Genomic DNA, 17682 nt, shown 5'->3' with positions numbered 1-17682 from the left:
TTGGTAATTGGTAATTGGTAATTGGTAATTGGTAATTGGTAATTGGTAATTGGTAATTGGTAATTGGTAATTGGTAATTGGTAATTGGTAATTGGTAATCAGGAAAAATTAGTTTTTAGTGGCGATCGAATCTATTAATAAAACTTACGTTTTTGAACTTGGTATCTCTAAAAATATTAGCTTTGGTAACTAAAAATATCGAATCAACCTGATTGATGATGAATAGTGCGTCCCGGAATAATTAAGTTAAATTTAATCTAATACCCGTTTGAAAAAAGAATGCAACTGCTTTGTCAGCTTCAAACCAATATTCAGTAACTCATCCCTAATCGCAAATCCTTCGACACTTCGACAAGCGCTCGCGCCGAAATCTAAAATCTAAAATCGTTCGACGCTCGCGCCGAAATCTAAAATCTAAAATGCTATAAGACCTTATTTTATTTTTTGTACTCTATCTAAGGACAGAGGTAAATTTTACACCTGTGGAGCGATGTAGCGGATTCCTAAATTTTATATGTTTGAGATAAGGCTTTTTAGAGAGCAGAAAGCAGCAGCTAAAATTCTGTGTGGCTTAATCTCACTCAACGAAGTCTCACTCATCGACAGCTTACCCGGAGGGTATTAACATATTATGAATAAACTAACACCAATTCTCATCAGCGGTCTCCTATTATTTGGAGCTGCTGCTTGCACTGAGGGGGCTAAAACTAGCGCCGATGCTCCTAATTCTACCACAGAAAATGTCAAGAGCCCGCCCCCAGCCGAGAATGTTCAAAAAACTCAGTCCGACGCAACTAGCGATGTTCGCAAAGCCCAAGCAAATTCTGATATCAGAGCCAGAGAACAGCGCAACAACGTGACTGGTGGCGATGCCATCAGAGCCGATGGCGATCTGCAAAGTGAAGTTCGTTCTAAGTTAGAAGTGAACATTACTAAAGGTCAGCTAACTGTGGACGCAAAAGACGGGGCTGTCACCGTAGGTGGCACAGTTCCAAATCAAACTGATTTAGCTAAAATAGAGCCGCTAGCTAAAGAAATTAAGGGTGTCAAAAGCGTGAATGTTACGGCTGTTGTCGCCCCCGCTGCACCCGCCGCATCGCCTACCAAGTAATAAATTAGAAGGAAGAAGGAAGAAGGAAGAAGGAAGAAGGAAGAAGGAAGAAGGAAGAAGGAAAGTTGGGAATTATAAAATTTTTTTCAAAGCGGATCGTAACGCTTAGGTGACTCTTCCGGGTAGCGGGGTTTTAATTTATAGAGTTTAAGCAGGTACTCTAAAGTCAAACTCAAAACTCGCCTAATACCCGCAATTTTTTCTTCCAAATTTCTGATTGCCAAGACCTGATAATTAGAGAAAACAGGTCGAAAGATAGAGACGGAGTTTATTCCCAGCGACCGATGAAAAATGTTGGGAAAAATGACTAAATGTGATTGATGGCAGCAAGCAGATCGTAAATTCTGTAGTTGTGTAAAAACAGTATTTTTTGAAGGAGAAAAGAAATGGCTTTAGGTCAACACAAACGGGCTGTAGGATCGTTTTCTAATTACCGCGATACGGAACTAGCTTTGCTCGAACTGCAAAGTACCGGGTTTCCGATGAATCAGGTTTCGGTAGTTGGAGAAAATCTCGATCGCAGCGAAATTGCGGGCGCTACCGCTGGTAAGAGTACCGACGAGAAAGTCGGCGGCGGCGTAAAAGCAGGCGCGACAGCGGGAGTCGTGACGGGCGGTTTGATTGGGTTGCTCGGAAGTATTGGGGCGCTGGCGATTCCGGGAGTTGGCCCGGTGATGGCGGGGGGCGCGATCGCCACTCTGCTTGCTGATACTGTAGTCGGAGGCGCGATCGGGGCTGCTGCGGGCGGTTTGGTCGGCGGTTTGGTGGGTTTGGGTGTTCCCGAAGCCAAAGCTAAAGTTTATAACGATCGCCTCTCGCGCGGAGAATATTTGGTATTCGTAGAAGGAACGGATGCTGAGTTGGCCACCGCCGAAGGAATTATGAGCGTGCGGGGCATTCAGGATTGGGGCATTTACGATGTGCCTACAGACACCGGCCGCAGATCGATGGGTCGCCACAAGCGCGCTGTGGGCGTGTTTTCCACTCGCCGCGAGACTGAACACGCGCTGGGAGAACTGAGAACAGGGGGTTTCGACATGGATCGGGTTTCGGTCATTGCTAAGGATGGCGATTCTAAAGGGGATATCGCAGGCATTGACGTGCACGACAGCGCAGACAACAAGGCCGATGAAGGGGCGACTAAGGGTGCGCTCACAGGCGGAACCCTGGGCGGTTTGACTGGCTTGTTGGTAGGTCTCGGCTTGGTGGCAATTCCGGGTATCGGGCCGATTATGCTGGCTGGAGCCTCGGCTACGGCGATCGCCACTACGCTAGCAGGTACTGCTTTGGGTGCGGCTGCGGGTAGCTTGATCGGAGCTTTAGTCGGTTTGGGAATTCCTGAAGAGGAAGCCAGAGCTTATAACGATCGAGTGGCGAGGGGAGATTACTTGGTACTGGTTGACGGCAGCGAAGCAGAAGTCGCTAAAGCTGGGGCTGTTCTGAGCCGCGGAGGCATTCAGGATTGGAACACCTACGACTCTCCCAGCGTGGATACCGCTCGGGCAGATTACGGCACTCCCGGCACTCCCGGCGCTGATACTACGCCTGGTATTTACGACCCCAATCAGGGCGTTGCTGGCAAGCGTCGGGTTTGATCCTTCAGACTTTGTTTGGGTATTAGATCTCTCCAAAAAAGCAAGTCTGGAACAGGCAAGATGCCTGTTCCACAATAATTATTGGAGATGTCTATTATTTCTACCGACGGCTGGGACGATCGCACTGGCGCACTCGGATTGTTTAGGGCGCAGCGTTTAGCCGAATGCGGGTAAAATTCTCTCAAAAGTCGGCTTTTTCTGTGAAAGCCGGCTTTTGTTTTGTTCGGGAAACCTCAAAAAAGCGACCAAGCAAAAGTTGAATTTTGAGAGTGCGAGCTGGACTTTGGTCGGCTGGTCGATCGGCTCTATAAATTTTTACACTCTAAATCCGCAGCGATTTGTGAGTCTGTAACACTCACTACTGCAAGGGTTGCAAACCCTGGAGTATTATCAAATTGGATGACTAAAATTGCAGCAGAGATTGCCCCGTTAGTCAAAGAGCGACTATCTTTAATTATGGGGTGGCTAATTTCAGCAAATTATATCAGGTGAAGTAGCCAGTCCCGCGCGCCGAGTACGGCCTGCGGTGGTCGGCAATTATTAGAATAATTATTGTCGTCGCCTTGGGGCAAGACTTAGGCTGGTCATTGGTTGGCTGTAGCAGCCCAATTGCCTTAGGCAAGACCGGCTAAAGGAATATAGTTTTTCTGGGAATGCCTCAGCGAAGCATTTTTTCCAGCCCAGGAACAGCTTTTATGTCCGGGAGCGCGTCTGGTGTCGGGCGTTCTGTTAATTAGAAGCGCAAGCGCTCATGGATCGAGTAAACATTAACAACAAGCACAGCAGCGCGGGAGTACGGGAACGGCTCGCGGCGCTTTTTTTGGCGAAATCTCAGGCCCATGGCAGCCTATTGCTGGTTTCGCCTGGGACTCGATCGGCCAGGCGAGCGAAACAGCCTTCCTGTTCGATTTCACGCTGCATTGAGCACAGTGGGGGGAGGTGACACTAGCTGAGCTGACCGGGCTCTGCTTTCATGGGCGATCGAAGAAAGAAGGCAAAAACTAAAAGATATTCGGAGTTGAAGCTTCGAGTCCTTATTTCTTTCGGGAACTAATAGAATAGATTTGCTCCCCTGTGCCAGCAATTTGTGGGCTGTGAATGTGGCGCGGGTGCCGCCAGCAAGAACCCCAAAAATATGCGATCGACAACTTATCGATTTATCGATATTTTGTAAATAGTTAGTAGTTAATAGTTAGTGATTAGCAGTTAGTATAAATACAACTAACAATTAACAACTAACATCAGCCGCAACTAACTCTTAGCAGCATAAGACTTACAGGCGGAAGCGAGAAACTCGGTTTCTTCATAAATGCCCCCTAGCCAAGCCCTACTTTTACGAAAAACCGGGTGGCTTTTCGTGAGTTCTACGTAAATTATCAGGGTGATGCTAGAAATCAACCAGTTTTGATAATTATTACTGCGGCAGTATTGGTTTAAGAACTGACTAGCAAACACGAGCATACAAACTTTCAGACAACATTGAACATCGAGAAATTAAGGAAACTCACTCAATTTTTTTATGAATTTCACTGAGCTTTTAAGTGCCGATGAACTTTTAACTAGACATAGAAACGGGGAACGAGATTTTCGAGGAGCCAACCTCATTGCCGCTCATTTGATTGAATCTAATCTCAGTCGAACTAATTTGAGCAGCACTAATTTGAAAGGGGCCAACTTAATTAGAAGTAAACTAATAGGAGCTAATTTAAATGGTGCCGACTTGAGCGGGGCTAATTTATCTAAGGCGAAATTAATTGAAGCGAACCTAGGCAGTTGTAGTTTAACGGGAACTGTGGCGATCGGAGCCGATTTTAGCGGAGCAAATCTCAGCGGAGCAATATTGTCTCGCGCTGACTTGAGCAAAGCTGTGATGACTGGAGCGAGTTTAGTCGGAGCTTGTTTGCTAAGTGGCTCGAAACTAATTGAGGCTAATTTGAGCGGGGCGACGCTGAGCCGAGCAATTATGAGCGGGGTTGATTTAAGCAGAGCAAATCTGACTAGAGCAATTATGAGCGAAGTAGATTTGAACGGAGCAAACCTGAGCGGTGCAAATCTAATTCGGGCTTATCTCAATCGCGGAAATCTCAGCGGTGTCAATTTGGTTGGGGCGATTTTGAGCGAAGCAAGTCTGCGGGAGGCTTGTATTTGTGCTGCTAATTTGAGCGGTGCTGACTTGAGCGGTGCTGACTTGAAAGGAGCTAATTTAAATGGTTCTAATTTGAGCGGTGCTGACTTGCAAGGCGCTAATTTGAGTAAAGCTAATTTGAATGGTTTGATTCTGCATAATGCTGATTTGAGGGCTGCGAATTTGAACAAAGCTTCTCTCAGGGGAGCTGATTTGAGCGGTGCAAATTTATCGGGTGCTAGCTTGCTGGAAGCAGATTTGCGGGGAGCGAATTTGAGTCACGCCAATTTGTCGGGAGCGGGTTTGCTGCTGAGTTCTTTGACAGGGGCAAATTTGACAGGAACTAATTTGTCGGAGGCTAATTTGATTGGGGCTAGCTTGAATGTTGCTAATTTGAACCAAGCGGCTTTGAGCGGGGCTATTTTGCCGAATGGGGCTACTCACAGCCGCGATTGATCGGATGTCCGGTAGCGTGTTGATTGTCAGTTGCGAGCAGGCTAGCGATCGATCGCGCGTGAAGTCAAAAGCTTCACTTACGTTACGTCGCTTTTTTGCAGTGGCGCGCTACTCGCCGGTGCGAGATCTCGCACCGGCGTTTGACTGGCGACAAAGCGCCCCAAAAAATAGTTGCGAGGGCCCTCGCAACTATTTTTTGGAATTTTTTTGGTAATTTACTTGAAATTTTCTAGAATCCGTGCTATTGTCAAAAGGTTTGAGACATTGTGAGTTAGAGGTAAAACCCCGCAGAATGAAACAATTGGGAACCCATCTGGTCGCTGATGCTTGGGAGTCTCCTGGAGACCTCCTCAACGATCCTGAACGTATCCGCCGCGCCATACTCGATGCGATCGAAGCCGGAGGAGCTACTCTCATCGATTTGTGCGTACACCAGTTTAGTCCTCACGGAGTGACGGCTACTGCAACTTTGGCAGAGTCTCATATAGCAATCCATACTTGGCCTGAACACGGTTATTTTGCAGCAGACTTATTTTTCTGCGGAGCCGGCGACCCTCACCGAGCCATGAAGGTGCTACAGACAGCTTTGGAAGCTAAACAGGTAAAACTCACTGAGTTCACGCGCGGTTTCGAGCCCGGGGTGGGCATTCTAGGTTCTGCTTGTGAAGAGCAGTATGCACCTCGTTTAGTAGAAACGAGTGCAGCCAGAGGATGATAGCCAATTAGCGTAACTTTGAATATTTTATGCTAGGTTTTCGTTAAAATCCCACGGTTCGAGCCGTGGGATTCTTGTTGAAATTTACCGAAGAATTGGGTCTAAAGTCCCGCCGTTCTAGGGCGGCTTTCAAAATCTTTTGTGGCGTTGCTGATTTACGGTATGAAAGGCTAAATATGCCAGTCATAGAAACCACTATCGACAAAGCTTGGGGATTTTTAACTTATTTTTTTTCATACCCTGATTAAGCAACGCCGGAACCAAGAATCCCCACGCGTTTAGGACGCGGAGTGTCACTTTCCCTTTAACAAAGGGCGAACAACTAAATAACCTGCACCGAAGGCAGCAATAACAATCAGAAAAATGGCGATCGCCAACCACAATCCACTTAAGTCTGAGGCTTTTTTGGGTTGAGAGCGAATGCGGTAAGGAGTTTCCGGCACCTCTGCAAATAATTTTTCTGGCAGTGTATCCGGCATGGGAGGGGCTGTTGGCTCCGGTAGAGGGAAGGGGAAAGCCACTTTCTGAGGTGGTTGAGGTACGGCAGAGCTAGTCCGCGAGGTTACAGGTGCTGGGGGCTCCGGTTCAACGCTGAAATTGAATTTGACTGAGGGCATTTGAGGCATCCCAGTCTGGGTGACGTTCTGAGCCGAGTTGACTACTTGTTGTAGCTGCTGGGATACTTGAACTACTGTTTCTACTTCTCGCCGCAGTTGTTGATTTTGTTGAACTAATTGCTGGTTGTGGGTTTTGAGGGAGTCGAGCATCGCTTGGGCTGCTTGCAATTCCGCCGTGACTTCTCGATAGAGGGAAATCGGTACCGATGGAGAGTAACTATTTGAGTTTTCAGGGTTCGTATTGTCAGATAAGGTAGTATTTTGCATAATTGTAGATGGCGAGGGTGAACTTTTTTAAGTTTAGCCTGAGAGTATTTGCAATTAGATCGATCGCAACACAATTCGTCAAGATATTTGTTACAGATTTTGAGAGTGAGTTTAATTAAATCTTAGAAGTTTTCAGTCGATCGCTATGAACAACCACCCAACTGCACAAAGTATGTCGCAAAAGTCAAGTACCGAGGAAATGAAATACGGCGAACGCGAGATTTTGGAAGGAGAGTTAATTACTTTCCCGAACCCGCGAGTCGGGCGGCGCTATACGATTAACATTACCTTGCCGGAGTTTACTTGCAAGTGTCCGTTTTCAGGCTATCCAGATTTTGCGGCGATTCATGTTACTTACGTGCCCGACGAGCGGGTGGTCGAGTTGAAGGCGCTGAAGCTCTACGTCAACAGTTATCGCGATCGCTACATTTCTCACGAAGAATCGATCAATCAAATTTTAGATGATTTTGTCGCAGCTTGCGCGCCGCTGTACGTGACGATTAAGGGCGATTTTCTGCCGCGGGGGAACGTGCACACTGTGGTTGAGGTGCGGCACGAGAAGTAGAAGGTTGAGTCTTCTGCGGCTGGTACTGATTGCGGTAGGGGCGTCCTTGAGATTCTCAATCAGCACCGAAAGCATGATTCTGACGCACCGTTTTTTGCTTTCGGTGCGTCAGTGAGATTGTTGGTTTGGATCGAAAATAACGCTAGAGTAGAACACCCTACTTAATTGCTTCGGAGAGAGATTCTAAGGAGATAAATTGTTTCACATCTAATATTTCGATCAATACCAGTTCTCCGCTGCTAGAATAGTGCAGAATCATTTGCCCTTCATCTTCGGCATAGGCGATCGGGCGATGGCGTTCCGCCCCGCAAGCTACGGAAATTTCGATCAGCATCGCATCTACATCTTGGCTGTATCTAATCTTTTTCATATCTTGACCTCTTACCCGGATAAGCAGTAATTACTAAAATTTTATCATTATATTATTGGTAAACCACTCTCAGGACAAGTCCATTCAATCTTTGTTGACAAATAAACTTTCCTTCACCACTTGCTTCTAACTTACTAGGAGTTCTAATAGTTTCCGAAATCAAATCTGTTGATATTGTCACCCCGCGACTTTCTAGAATTTCTATTTTTAGTAAGGCGTGTTGACTGAATTCAATCCTTTTTATCACCTTTATTTCCTGTTTAATTATCGTTTTTACCCGGATGTAAGATGGGCATTGCCCACCCTACAATTAGTTTTAATTAGCTAGAGAAGTCTCAGTAATCGCACTTTTGGTCTCTGCTGTTTTCAATTCTGCCAACTTGTCCAAAATCTCCACAACTTCTCGTTCAAATATCACCTGAGCGCGATTAGTGCGCCCGCCGACGTATAGCTTGCCATTTTTTTCCAAAGCCCAAATCTGCGAGTGAGACAGATAGCTCATCATCACGCTGAGCATTAGCAACCCAAAGCCAGTATAAACGAGCGGAATTCCTGGATCGGCTTTAATTTGCAATCCCGTGCTGCCAACAACTTCATCAATTGCCAGCATCACTCCGTTAACTTCAACTGCTGTACCGGCGCGAACAGTAGTTAACAATTTGCCATCAGTACCGTAGACTAACATTGTACCTTGCAAGTCCTTTGCTAGCAGAGAAACTCCTGCACTCAAATCTGGTTTTGTCGGAATCCAAGCACCCCAAATTCGGCCTTTACCTTGGGTATCTAACTGAGCCATTGGCAATTGTAAAACCGGGCTTTTGTTGAGGCGAACTCGGACAGCGGCTAGGCTCCAATCTGCTTGATAAAAGGTGACTCCCCGGTATCTGAGGGGCTCGTTAACGTGAATTGTTTTACGATCGACCTCTTGGCCTGTTTTGTCCAAAACTGACAGATCCGAGTAAAATTGGTCGATCGCCCCGCTCGGACTATAATCGATCCAGAACCGATTCACGCGCACCGACCAATCCTTCGGTATTTGCGGCCCCGCCCAAGGCCCAGCATCAGTGATATTCTGCACCCGAAACGTTTCACCGCTAGGAACCAATTCTTGACCCATAAATCCAGTCATCGAGCCAAACATCGACCCAGCTAAAATAATTAGCATACTCGCGTGAACAATAATCGGGCCGATTTTACCAATTATGCCCTTGCGAGCATAAACTTTTTCACCTTCTCGAAATATGCGGTAATTTTTTTGCTGCAAAAGTTGTTCTAACGAACTCAAAGAACTTGTTTCTAATTCCGCACTGAGAGCTAATTTTTCAAACTGCTTCGGTTCTTCATAAAATTTCCAGCGGCGGGCGGCTTTTAGGGCAGGAAATTGTCGGGTAAAAGTGCAAGCTGTCAAGCTGCTGCCGAACAAAATTAGGATTGACAAAAACCACCAAGTGCGGTATACGTGGTCAAGTCCTGAAATCAGCACAACTTTCCAAGTTAGGAAGCCGAACAAAGCCGGGTGTTCTGGATAGTTGGATTGGTAAAATTCTACAGATTGACCTTGTTCGATGACGGTGCCGGAAATGCTGAAAAATGCGATCGCCAGCAGCAAGATAATTGCCAGCCGCAAATCTGCCAGCACTGGCAAAAGTTCTCGCTTGAAAAACTTTAGAGGCGCAGTCGCCCAGTCTGATATTTTAGATAGAAATACTTCTTTTGATATCATTGGAAATTGGTAATTGGTAATTGGTAATTGGTAATTGGTAATTGGTAATTGGTAATTGGTAATTGGGTAACACACTACCAATCACAATTAATTAATTCTCTGTATCCTTCAATTTTGTATTGTTTTCGGTAATTCTTAAAGGACTGAAGTCCTTACTACGAACCTTACTACGAATTTTACTGCGAATTTTAGGCGGGAAGAATGCGGGAAAGCAGAGAAAACACGCCAAATCCTACTAATAAAACGCCACTAACAGGCGTAATCCAACTCGACCAACGGCGCAATTCTAACAACTTTTTAATGCTCGCGGTAAAAGTACCTGCTACAATCAGCGGAGCCACGTAGCCCGCAGCGTAAAACAGCAGCAACACACCGCCTAAAACTAGATCTCCAGTTTTGGAAACCCAAGCTAAAAGGGTAGCTAAAACCGGCGTGCTGCACGGAGAAGCTACTAAACCAAAAGTTAAGCCTAATAAGTACGATCGCACGCCCGCAGGCAAATCTTTCGGAACCCAGCCCACAGCGTCAAAAGACGGCATTTGTAAGGGTAAGGCTTCCAGTAAATTCAGCCCCATTAAAATCGCGATGATGCTGACAACGATCGGCAAACCCAGACCAATTTTGCCATAAACTTGACCAGCAAATGATGCTACAATGCCTAAACCCGCAAGAGTTGTCGCCAATCCCAGGGCAAACCATGCCGACTGGGCAGCAGCTTGCAGGCGGCTTTTTGCTTCGTATCCGCCGATGTAGCCGATCGTGATCGGCAACATGGAAAGCATACAGGGCGTCAAGCTCGTTAGCAACCCTGCCAGAAAAATCACTCCGACACTGACTAAACTCAGGTGTGTCAGTTGAGTGTTGACTAAATTATTAGCAAATTGTGCGAGTTGATAAAGTTGGGTTTGCAGGGTTTCCATCGGTCGATTTTAGATTTTAGATTTTAGATTTTAGATTGACTCCGGTGTCATCGAATTGAGATTTTAGATTTTAGATTGACTCTACAGATGAATCTGGGATATTCAACTAAATATCTATTTTTTCGGTTCTCCACGACTTAAGTCGGGGCTTATATCCCTATGCAAGTGAGTTCCGGCGAGTGTGATGTTCTGGCTATGTTGAAAATTGTAACAGATTCGGGTCGCTTCGGTTCAAGATTTGAGATGTGAGCGCGATCGCCTGATTGAGAGTGCTCGCGGGCGATCGTCAACTGCGATAATAGACTTGTTGCAAAAATAGCTAGGACGGGTTCGCCAGCCCATCCACAATTTTTTTTTCTTGTGGGATGGACAGACGAACCCGTCCGAAAATTTGATTCAAAGGACTTTGGCAATTCCAGCCCAATAAGCATCGCGAATTAAATAATTTATACATATTTGTGGGATGGGCGTCCCGCCAGTCATGAGAGGACGGGCGGGACGCCCATCCCACAAAAACCATCAATTTGTAAGTTATTTAATTCTCATTCCTAAGTGATTGCAAGATTATTCACCTTTTCCAATAATCTAAATCATCAAGATAGAGTCATGTTGCCATTTTGGCAGGTTTCAAATTTAGCTAAGCGGACTCCAATAAGTTCTGGGTTTAAATCAGCCTGTAGATCTATAGTGGTTCTCAAAAAAGTGAGGTACGTTGTTGGGATGCGAGCGCTCTTATATTTATTATATAGTAAGCGAGGTCGCATTAAAAACTCCATTTATAGTCATACCTCATCTTTCTAAGAAAGGCTATATGTATTAACCAAAGTGTGGTCTTAAAAATTTAAGTAGATAAATACACTAAACGCTCTTCTAAACCCGGTTTGTGCGAGAAATATTGGTGTGGAAGCGCAGTATTTAAGAAGAAACCGGGTTTCTCACCCGCGCGTGTAAATCCTAAAATATCAACAATTTGAGTTGGTAAATCAGCACCAACACCAAGATTCCTTGTCTGAGGTGCAATACGATGAAAGCAATCTCTTTGAGGCTGAGATTGCTTTCATCGCACGGCTAGCCCAGGAGAGATTTTGGTTAAAATGCGTCCAGGATTGCCAATAGCAGTTAAGTAGACTCTAGGGGAGCCATTGTCAGCCCAGCACGGCTCAATTGCATATGATAAAGTTCTGCTTGCTCTTGCGGGCCAACCCAGACGGTGGCCTGGCCTTCGTTGTGGATTTGGTCGGCGAGTTTCCAAGCTCGATCGCTCGTCATGCCTGGAATGTACTTAGTCAGACATTCCACAACGTGCTGAAACGTGTTGAAATCGTCGTTGAGGACTATTACCCGATAATTTGGATAAGGCTTGCGGGTAACTTGACTCGATCGAACGGGTGCTATGGTTGGTGAAGAGGTCATCGCGCGAACAGCCACTGAAACTACAAAATTTGTAAAAGAGTTACCGATAGCACTATAACACAATTTGAGATTTCTGAACCGAACTCGGCACTTACTGTCCCCTTCGCGGATTTTAGATTTTAGATTCGGGAATGACTTACGGGATTTTGAATGGGAGCATCTCAGTTTTGCATTTACTATAGTGCTATCCCCGAAGAGCGAGTATTGCAGCACTCGCGAGCTCGCGACAGGGCGCACTATAATAATTAATTTTTTCAAAAAAGAGATGCTCCCTTTTGAATTCCTCCACTAAAATACCGGTTATTCGCAAACAGTATCAGGATTTTAGATTTCCTGTACGATAGCAACTGCATTGGCAAAATACCATTTTCAGATTGGATTTGCGCCGCCAGATTGGCGACGCTTTGACGCATTGTTCGATCTGTCATAGCCTGTTGAATCGCTTTTATAAGTCGTTCAACTCAACAGCCTAAAGTTTTGCTAAGGCTCGATCGATATGCACTTTCATTTTTTCGGCCAAGACAGGGACATTGGGTTCTTGAAGAATACTTAGATGATCTCCAGGGATATCATATATGTCTAATCCTCCAACTGCCAGATCCTTCCAGTTTTCCAAAGTGCTAAAGTGACTTTCATCCTTCGCTCGGAACAAAACCGCCCTGCCTGGATAAGGTTGTGGCTTGTAACTGTTGAAAGCGTAATTCCGAAACTCTACTCCAGGATCTACCTTATGATTATTAATCATCATGCCAGAAGTCGATTTAGTCTTCGATTTTAGGATCTTTTTTAACAAATAGGGAAGCCCTTGTTGGCGCAGCTTTTTGAGATGAAAAGCCAGCTTCTGGCTGAATGACAGTTTGTTTTTTCCTGGAATCGCACTATCCAAAAGACCCAGTAAAGCTACCTCCTCACCCTGTAAATGAAGTAGATGTGCCATTTCAAAGGCTACTAAGCCACCTAATGACTCACCCGCTAGGAGGTAAGGCCCTTTAGGTTGATGTTTTTGGATTTCTTTGAGATAGCGAGTTGCCATATCTGCAACACTCACTAAATCCGTTGGTGATTTGTCAAGTTTATCCTTTTGGAACATACTGACTTCCTCGTTGAGATAAACTCCATAACAGGTCTGGTCTTTGCCGAGGTGTCTTGACAAATCATAGTAAAGAAATATGCCGTAAATGAAGAATAAAGGTAGTTTGGAACTGCCTTCCTGAATCGTGACTAAAGCCTGTGCAGAAGACAAACATCCTTCTTCGCGAAGGGTGTTAGCCAACTGCTGAATCGTTGGTGATTGGAAAAGAATAGCTAAAGATAGCTCTTTCTTGTAGGTTTCCTCTATTTCACGAATTAGCGATATCGCTAATAGGGAATGTCCTCCCAACTCGAAAAAATTATCTGTGGTACTGATGGGTGAAGTATGCAATACTTTTTCCCAAATCTTGATGAGTTGAATTTCCAAATCATCCTGGGGACGGGCCAATTCTCTTGGCTTTTCTTGCTGTACTTTATTTGTCGTCTCGGAGGGAGCGGGAGGATTGGGTGTGGCGGATTCGACTGGTTTTGCTTCGCGAGATTGTTCGGGTACGGGTAGAGCTTTACGATCGACCTTACCATTAGGTGTTAGGGGTAGAGCTTCCAAGAAAACAAAGATAGACGGCACCATATATTCTGGTACGTAGTCTTTGAGCAGACTTCGCAGTTCTTGGATGGTGGGGTTCTGATTGTTGAGGGCGACAATATAACCCACTAGACGCTTGTCGCCTGGAACATCTTCCCTGACGATGACCACTGCCTGCTGCACCTTGGGATGTTTGACCAAAACAGACTCGATTTCACCGAGTTCGATCCGAAAACCGCGAATTTTGACTTGAAAATCTAGGCGACCCAAACACTCAATATTTCCATCTGGCAAATAACGCGCTAAGTCCCCCGTCTTGTAGATTCGTTCGCTTTCCCGAAATGGATTAGGAATAAATCTCTCTGTGGTTAAATCGTCACGCTGCAAATAGCCCCGGGCTAATCCTGAACCACCAATATGTAATTCCCCAGCCACCCCAATGGGAACGGGTTGCAGGAGAGGATCTAAGATGTAGATATCGGTGTTGGCGATCGGCTTACCAATTAAAATTCGCTGTTCGGCATCTTTGACTTGATAAACCGTTGACCAAACTGTTGTTTCTGTCGGCCCGTACATATTCCAAAGTTCTGTACCTTTGGTTAACAATTGGGCAGCCAATTCTTTGGGCATGGCTTCCCCACCGGAGAGCATTTTCATCCGGGACTGACCTTCCCAACCCGGTTCCAGCAATAATAATCGCCAAGTCGCTGGGGTAGCTTGCAGGATCGTAATCCCCAATTGGACGATCGTCCTTAATAACTTTCTGCCATCCATGGCAGCTTCCCGACTCAGGATGACAACCTGCGCTCCCACAGTCAGGGGTAAGTACAGTTCTAAGACTGCAATATCAAACGAGAGAGTGGTGACAGACAGCAAAATATCCGCCTCACAGATTCCCGGTTGCTCGCGCATCGAACGTAAAAAATTGACTGCGCCGCGGTGAAGAACTTGTACGCCTTTGGGCTTACCCGTAGAACCAGACGTGTAAATGACGTAGGCCATATTTTCTGGCGTAACACTTGCGATCGGTGTTTCCTGACTCTCTTGGGCAATGAGAGACCAATCCGCATCCAAACAGATGACCAATGCTTCTTTGGCTGCTTTGGTAGGCAGGTTCTTGACAAGCTGCTGTTGTGTTAACAATAGTTTGGCTTCGGAATTCTCGATCATGTATTCCACGCGATCGTCCGGGTAGTTCGGGTCTATGGGAACATAGGCTCCGCCCGCCTTCAGCACACCTAATAATCCCACCAGCATTTCCAGAGAACGATCGACACAAATGCCAACTAAATCATCTGGTTTTACCCCTTTTTTTTGTAAATAGTGGGCTAGTTGATTGGAGCGTTGATGCAGTTCTTGGTAAGTTAATGTTTGACCTTCAAAGGAAACCGCAATTTTCTCTGGAGTTGCTTCTGCTTGTTGAGTCACTAAGTGGTGGAGGCATCGATCTTGTGACTCATCTGTTTGAGTCTGATTCCATTCCACAAGCAACAAATTTTTCTCTTTGTCTGGCAACAACGGCAATGCAGAAATCGGTTGTTCTGCATGAGCCACAATCCCAGCCAACAAAATCTGGAAATGCTCGTTCATTCGTTCAATGGTTTCTGCATCAAACAAATCCCTGCTGTAAGACCAACTCCCCTCCAATCCTTCGCTGGTTGGTTTTAAGTACAAAGTTAAGTCAAACTTCCCTTCGTTATTTTCAATCACCCAAGGACTTGCTGTTAATTTTGACAGATCGATCGTTTGGAAGGGAATATTTTCCTCAAAGACAAAGGTCACTTGAAACAGAGGAGAATAGCTCAAATCGATCTCGGGACAAAATTGATCGACCAACAAACAATAGGGTACATCTTGATAGGCTTGCGCTAACAAAACGACTTTCCGCACTCGTCCCAGAAACTCTAGGAACGTGGGATTGCCGGACATATCTGTACGAAGGGGGACAGCATTCACAAAATTTTCTGAATTCACACGGCTCACAAAAGGGGAGCCAACAATCACGTCTTCTGTACCTGTATAGCGATACAGCAAAATATTAAAGGCGGCTAACAGGGTTGTTGAGAGAGTGACCCCTTCCTGCTCGGCCAATATACCTAAGGCAGTCGCGATTTCCCCAGAAATGCCAAAAGACAGAGAAGCTTCCCGAAAGGATTGCTCTGGGGGGCGCGGTCGGTCAGTGGGTAGGGGTAATAAAGGAGGGGCTCCAGCAAGTTGTTTTTTCCAATAGGCTAAGGAGTCTTGAAGGGGGAGCTTTCGTACCTCTGACATCAGAGTTGCATAGGATGTTTCGTAGATTGCCCGATCGATAGATTGGAATTTGGGATCGTAATACAAGATTAATCTCAGGATCCCCAAGGCTGCAACCCATTCTTTAGCTCGTATATATTTCTGGATTTCGTAAGGCAATCGATCGCCAAAAAGCTTAGTCCAGTGTTTTTTTCCTTCTTCATAGGCAACTAGATATTCTTCTTTTTTAGTTTGTTCAACGTAACTCCATTGCTGAGAATGATCTCGAATTGCATGGATCAGAAAGTAGGTCGATTTACTGGATATATTATTGCCAGTGTAGCGATATTGAGAAACGACTTCACCGTGGAAATAGACAGGAAAATTACGGGCAATTCGCAAACATAAATTGTAATCTTCGATCGCTAATACACTTGGATCAAATGCACCGATAGACTCAATGGCGACAGTATCGAGGGCAGCACGGCGAAACATAATACAACCGCATTGAATCCTATGCCGGATAGCTAAAATAGTTTCATAATTAGCAACTTCAGGCTGATTCTCATATTTCTCTTCTACTTTGTAGGAGCCATCAGGTTGAATGGAATAGAAGAAATAACGACCAAAGACAAAGCCCACCTCTGGCAGGGCGTTGAGATGCTTGACTCCAATCTCGATCGCTTCAGGTAACAGGCAATCATCACTATCCAGGAAAAGAATATACTCTCCCGTACTAACCCGCAGACCAGTATTGCGTGCAGCCGCCACACCTTGGTTATTTTGATAGACGTATGTTACTTTCGGGTAGCGATCGCAGACTTCTTTCGTATCATCAGTAGAGCCATCGTCTACTACGATCACCTCAAACGGAGGGTAGCTTTGTTCCAGAATGCTCTCAATTGCTTCCGGTAAAAATTGGGCGCAATTATAAGATGGAATCACTACCGATACATTTTTTGTCATTTTCTAGACTCCCAAAGTTATGTTAAAAGTTTCTGCACCCAATATTTAAAATATATCTCTCCAGACATCTATCTGTCCACACATTTATCTGTCCCCACATCTATCTGTTACAACAAAATTGCTATAGCAAGGGGAAAAGTGCCGATTTTGCGAGGTCGGGAGGTCTTTACTATCCCTTCCCTCCCACACATGGCTCGATCTCCACAGGTTAAGATACCGTGCAAGGCAGTGGAAATACCTAAAATACCACACCTATTTTTACATCCATTTAAGTAGGTAGGTAGGCGAGATTAAATAAACTTTATTATGTAACAATATGTAAACAAGGCTAACGAGTGCTGCTAGATGTGTATTTGAATACTTTACAATCGTTTACATATTTGCATTTTACAGCGCCGACCTACTTAGTGGTCTACAATTAATGTTTTTCGCATTCTTAATCCTTGTATAGAAATGGTTACATCGAATTACATCATTACTTTTGCAGGACTAAGCGAACCTATTAAGTTATAGCGGTTCTCACAAAGATTCGCGGACGTTGTTGGGAAGAAGGCGCTCTTGATTTAAGCGTTTATGTAAGCTGTCAGCCATACCTCATCTTTTTGAGAAAGGCTATATACCATTTGTTAAAAATGATGCGACTGTATTTGCAGAGTGTGTCGCTCTCTTTCAATGCCAGGCATTGAATCGACTTTTCGACTGGCGATGCACCTTAGATATCGGGGAAAATCAACAAATCCAACAATTGTTATGTCGCACGATTTCTGAAAGATGGTATTAGGATAATCGGTAATCGATAGTTGGTAATCAGTAGTCGGAAATCAGAAAAAAGCTTTCAGGTTAAAAGCTTAAAAGCCCCTCACCAATTACCAATTACCAATTACCCATTACCGGTATTAGTAGCGAGAACTTCAGTCCTCGGAAACAAAAACTAAAGTCCCCACTACAAACCGATAAAAGTTCGTAGTGAGGACTTCAGTTCTAAAACTCAG

General features: G+C 45.1%; 13 protein-coding genes. 6 read left to right on the top strand and 7 right to left on the bottom strand.

From position 1 onward, the window contains the following. The first annotated feature begins 631 nt into the window (after positions 1 to 631). The 5 genes from JGK14_RS23030 to speD all read left to right on the top strand — a co-directional run bounded on the left by JGK14_RS23030 (position 632) and on the right by speD (position 6002). Positions 632 to 1111, top strand: coding sequence for a BON domain-containing protein (locus JGK14_RS23030; protein WP_293195871.1), 480 nt, complete (start codon positions 632 to 634; stop codon positions 1109 to 1111). Continuing rightward, positions 1059 to 1220, top strand: a complete 162-nt coding sequence (locus JGK14_RS23025; protein WP_293195869.1) for a hypothetical protein — start codon at positions 1059 to 1061, stop codon at positions 1218 to 1220. Before JGK14_RS23030 ends, JGK14_RS23025 begins: the two co-directional genes overlap by 53 nt. A gap of 277 nt (positions 1221 to 1497) precedes the next feature. Next, positions 1498 to 2706 carry a general stress protein gene (locus JGK14_RS23020; protein WP_293195867.1) on the top strand — a complete coding sequence of 403 codons (1209 nt, stop codon included), beginning with the start codon at positions 1498 to 1500 and terminating at the stop codon, positions 2704 to 2706. 1519 nt (positions 2707 to 4225) lie between these two features. Beyond that, positions 4226 to 5287 carry a pentapeptide repeat-containing protein gene (locus tag JGK14_RS23015; RefSeq protein ID WP_325315530.1) on the top strand — a complete coding sequence of 354 codons (1062 nt, stop codon included), beginning with the start codon at positions 4226 to 4228 and terminating at the stop codon, positions 5285 to 5287. Between the two features lie 292 nt (positions 5288 to 5579). After that, entirely contained in the window at positions 5580 to 6002 is a 423-nt protein-coding gene (speD, locus tag JGK14_RS23010) for an adenosylmethionine decarboxylase (protein WP_293176472.1), read from the top strand. 293 nt (positions 6003 to 6295) lie between these two features. On the opposite strand, the gene JGK14_RS23005 is transcribed toward speD, so the two are convergent. Then, entirely contained in the window at positions 6296 to 6886 is a 591-nt protein-coding gene (locus JGK14_RS23005) for a hypothetical protein (protein ID WP_293189527.1), read from the bottom strand. Between the two features lie 145 nt (positions 6887 to 7031). On the opposite strand from JGK14_RS23005, the gene queF reads away from it, so the two are divergent. Then, positions 7032 to 7451, top strand: coding sequence for a preQ(1) synthase (queF, locus tag JGK14_RS23000; protein WP_293229197.1), 420 nt, complete (start codon positions 7032 to 7034; stop codon positions 7449 to 7451). Positions 7452 to 7608: 157 nt separating this feature from the next. Here queF and JGK14_RS22995 read toward each other — a convergent pair whose 3' ends face one another. The 6 genes from JGK14_RS22995 to JGK14_RS22970 all read right to left on the bottom strand — a co-directional run bounded on the left by JGK14_RS22995 (position 7609) and on the right by JGK14_RS22970 (position 16690). Further along, positions 7609 to 7821: a DUF2283 domain-containing protein gene (locus tag JGK14_RS22995; RefSeq protein ID WP_293229200.1), complete on the bottom strand. Its 213-nt coding sequence runs from the start codon at positions 7819 to 7821 to the stop codon at positions 7609 to 7611. Between the two features lie 52 nt (positions 7822 to 7873). Further along, positions 7874 to 8068 (bottom strand): hypothetical protein, encoded by a 195-nt coding sequence (locus JGK14_RS22990; RefSeq protein ID WP_325315529.1) that lies wholly within the window; start codon positions 8066 to 8068, stop codon positions 7874 to 7876. A 69-nt stretch (positions 8069 to 8137) separates the two neighbouring features. Continuing rightward, positions 8138 to 9544, bottom strand: coding sequence for a cytochrome c biogenesis protein (locus JGK14_RS22985; protein ID WP_293323835.1), 1407 nt, complete (start codon positions 9542 to 9544; stop codon positions 8138 to 8140). 188 nt (positions 9545 to 9732) lie between these two features. After that, a complete protein-coding gene (locus tag JGK14_RS22980) occupies positions 9733 to 10464 on the bottom strand; it encodes a cytochrome c biogenesis protein CcdA (RefSeq protein ID WP_293145339.1) in 732 nt (243 codons plus the stop codon). Positions 10465 to 11583: 1119 nt separating this feature from the next. Continuing rightward, positions 11584 to 11877 (bottom strand): ATP-dependent Clp protease adapter ClpS, encoded by a 294-nt coding sequence (clpS, locus tag JGK14_RS22975; RefSeq protein WP_293145351.1) that lies wholly within the window; start codon positions 11875 to 11877, stop codon positions 11584 to 11586. Positions 11878 to 12346: 469 nt separating this feature from the next. Beyond that, the gene (locus JGK14_RS22970) at positions 12347 to 16690 is read right to left on the bottom strand and encodes an amino acid adenylation domain-containing protein (protein ID WP_293189525.1); all 4344 of its coding nucleotides are present in this window, start codon (positions 16688 to 16690) and stop codon (positions 12347 to 12349) included. Positions 16691 to 17682: the final 992 nt, after the last annotated feature.

The sequence above is a fragment of the Microcoleus sp. PH2017_28_MFU_U_A genome, assembly GCF_020738035.1.
GTDB lineage: Bacteria > Cyanobacteriota > Cyanobacteriia > Cyanobacteriales > Microcoleaceae > Microcoleus.
The sequence above is the reverse complement of the archived record's forward strand: the minus strand, read 5'-3'. Positions and strand labels throughout refer to the sequence as shown.

Excerpts from the sequence above, each read along its gene's own strand:
- JGK14_RS23030 (WP_293195871.1), top strand. The coding sequence starts at position 632 with ATGAATAAACTAACACCAATTCTCATCAGCGGTCTCCTATTATTTGGA.
- JGK14_RS23025 (WP_293195869.1), top strand. The coding sequence starts at position 1,059 with ATGTTACGGCTGTTGTCGCCCCCGCTGCACCCGCCGCATCGCCTACCA.
- JGK14_RS23020 (WP_293195867.1), top strand. The coding sequence starts at position 1,498 with ATGGCTTTAGGTCAACACAAACGGGCTGTAGGATCGTTTTCTAATTAC.
- JGK14_RS23015 (WP_325315530.1), top strand. The coding sequence starts at position 4,226 with ATGAATTTCACTGAGCTTTTAAGTGCCGATGAACTTTTAACTAGACAT.
- speD (WP_293176472.1), top strand. The coding sequence starts at position 5,580 with ATGAAACAATTGGGAACCCATCTGGTCGCTGATGCTTGGGAGTCTCCT.
- JGK14_RS23005 (WP_293189527.1), bottom strand. The coding sequence starts at position 6,886 with ATGCAAAATACTACCTTATCTGACAATACGAACCCTGAAAACTCAAAT.
- queF (WP_293229197.1), top strand. The coding sequence starts at position 7,032 with ATGAACAACCACCCAACTGCACAAAGTATGTCGCAAAAGTCAAGTACC.
- JGK14_RS22995 (WP_293229200.1), bottom strand. The coding sequence starts at position 7,821 with ATGAAAAAGATTAGATACAGCCAAGATGTAGATGCGATGCTGATCGAA.
- JGK14_RS22985 (WP_293323835.1), bottom strand. The coding sequence starts at position 9,544 with ATGATATCAAAAGAAGTATTTCTATCTAAAATATCAGACTGGGCGACT.
- JGK14_RS22980 (WP_293145339.1), bottom strand. The coding sequence starts at position 10,464 with ATGGAAACCCTGCAAACCCAACTTTATCAACTCGCACAATTTGCTAAT.
- clpS (WP_293145351.1), bottom strand. The coding sequence starts at position 11,877 with ATGACCTCTTCACCAACCATAGCACCCGTTCGATCGAGTCAAGTTACC.
- JGK14_RS22970 (WP_293189525.1), bottom strand. The coding sequence starts at position 16,690 with ATGACAAAAAATGTATCGGTAGTGATTCCATCTTATAATTGCGCCCAA.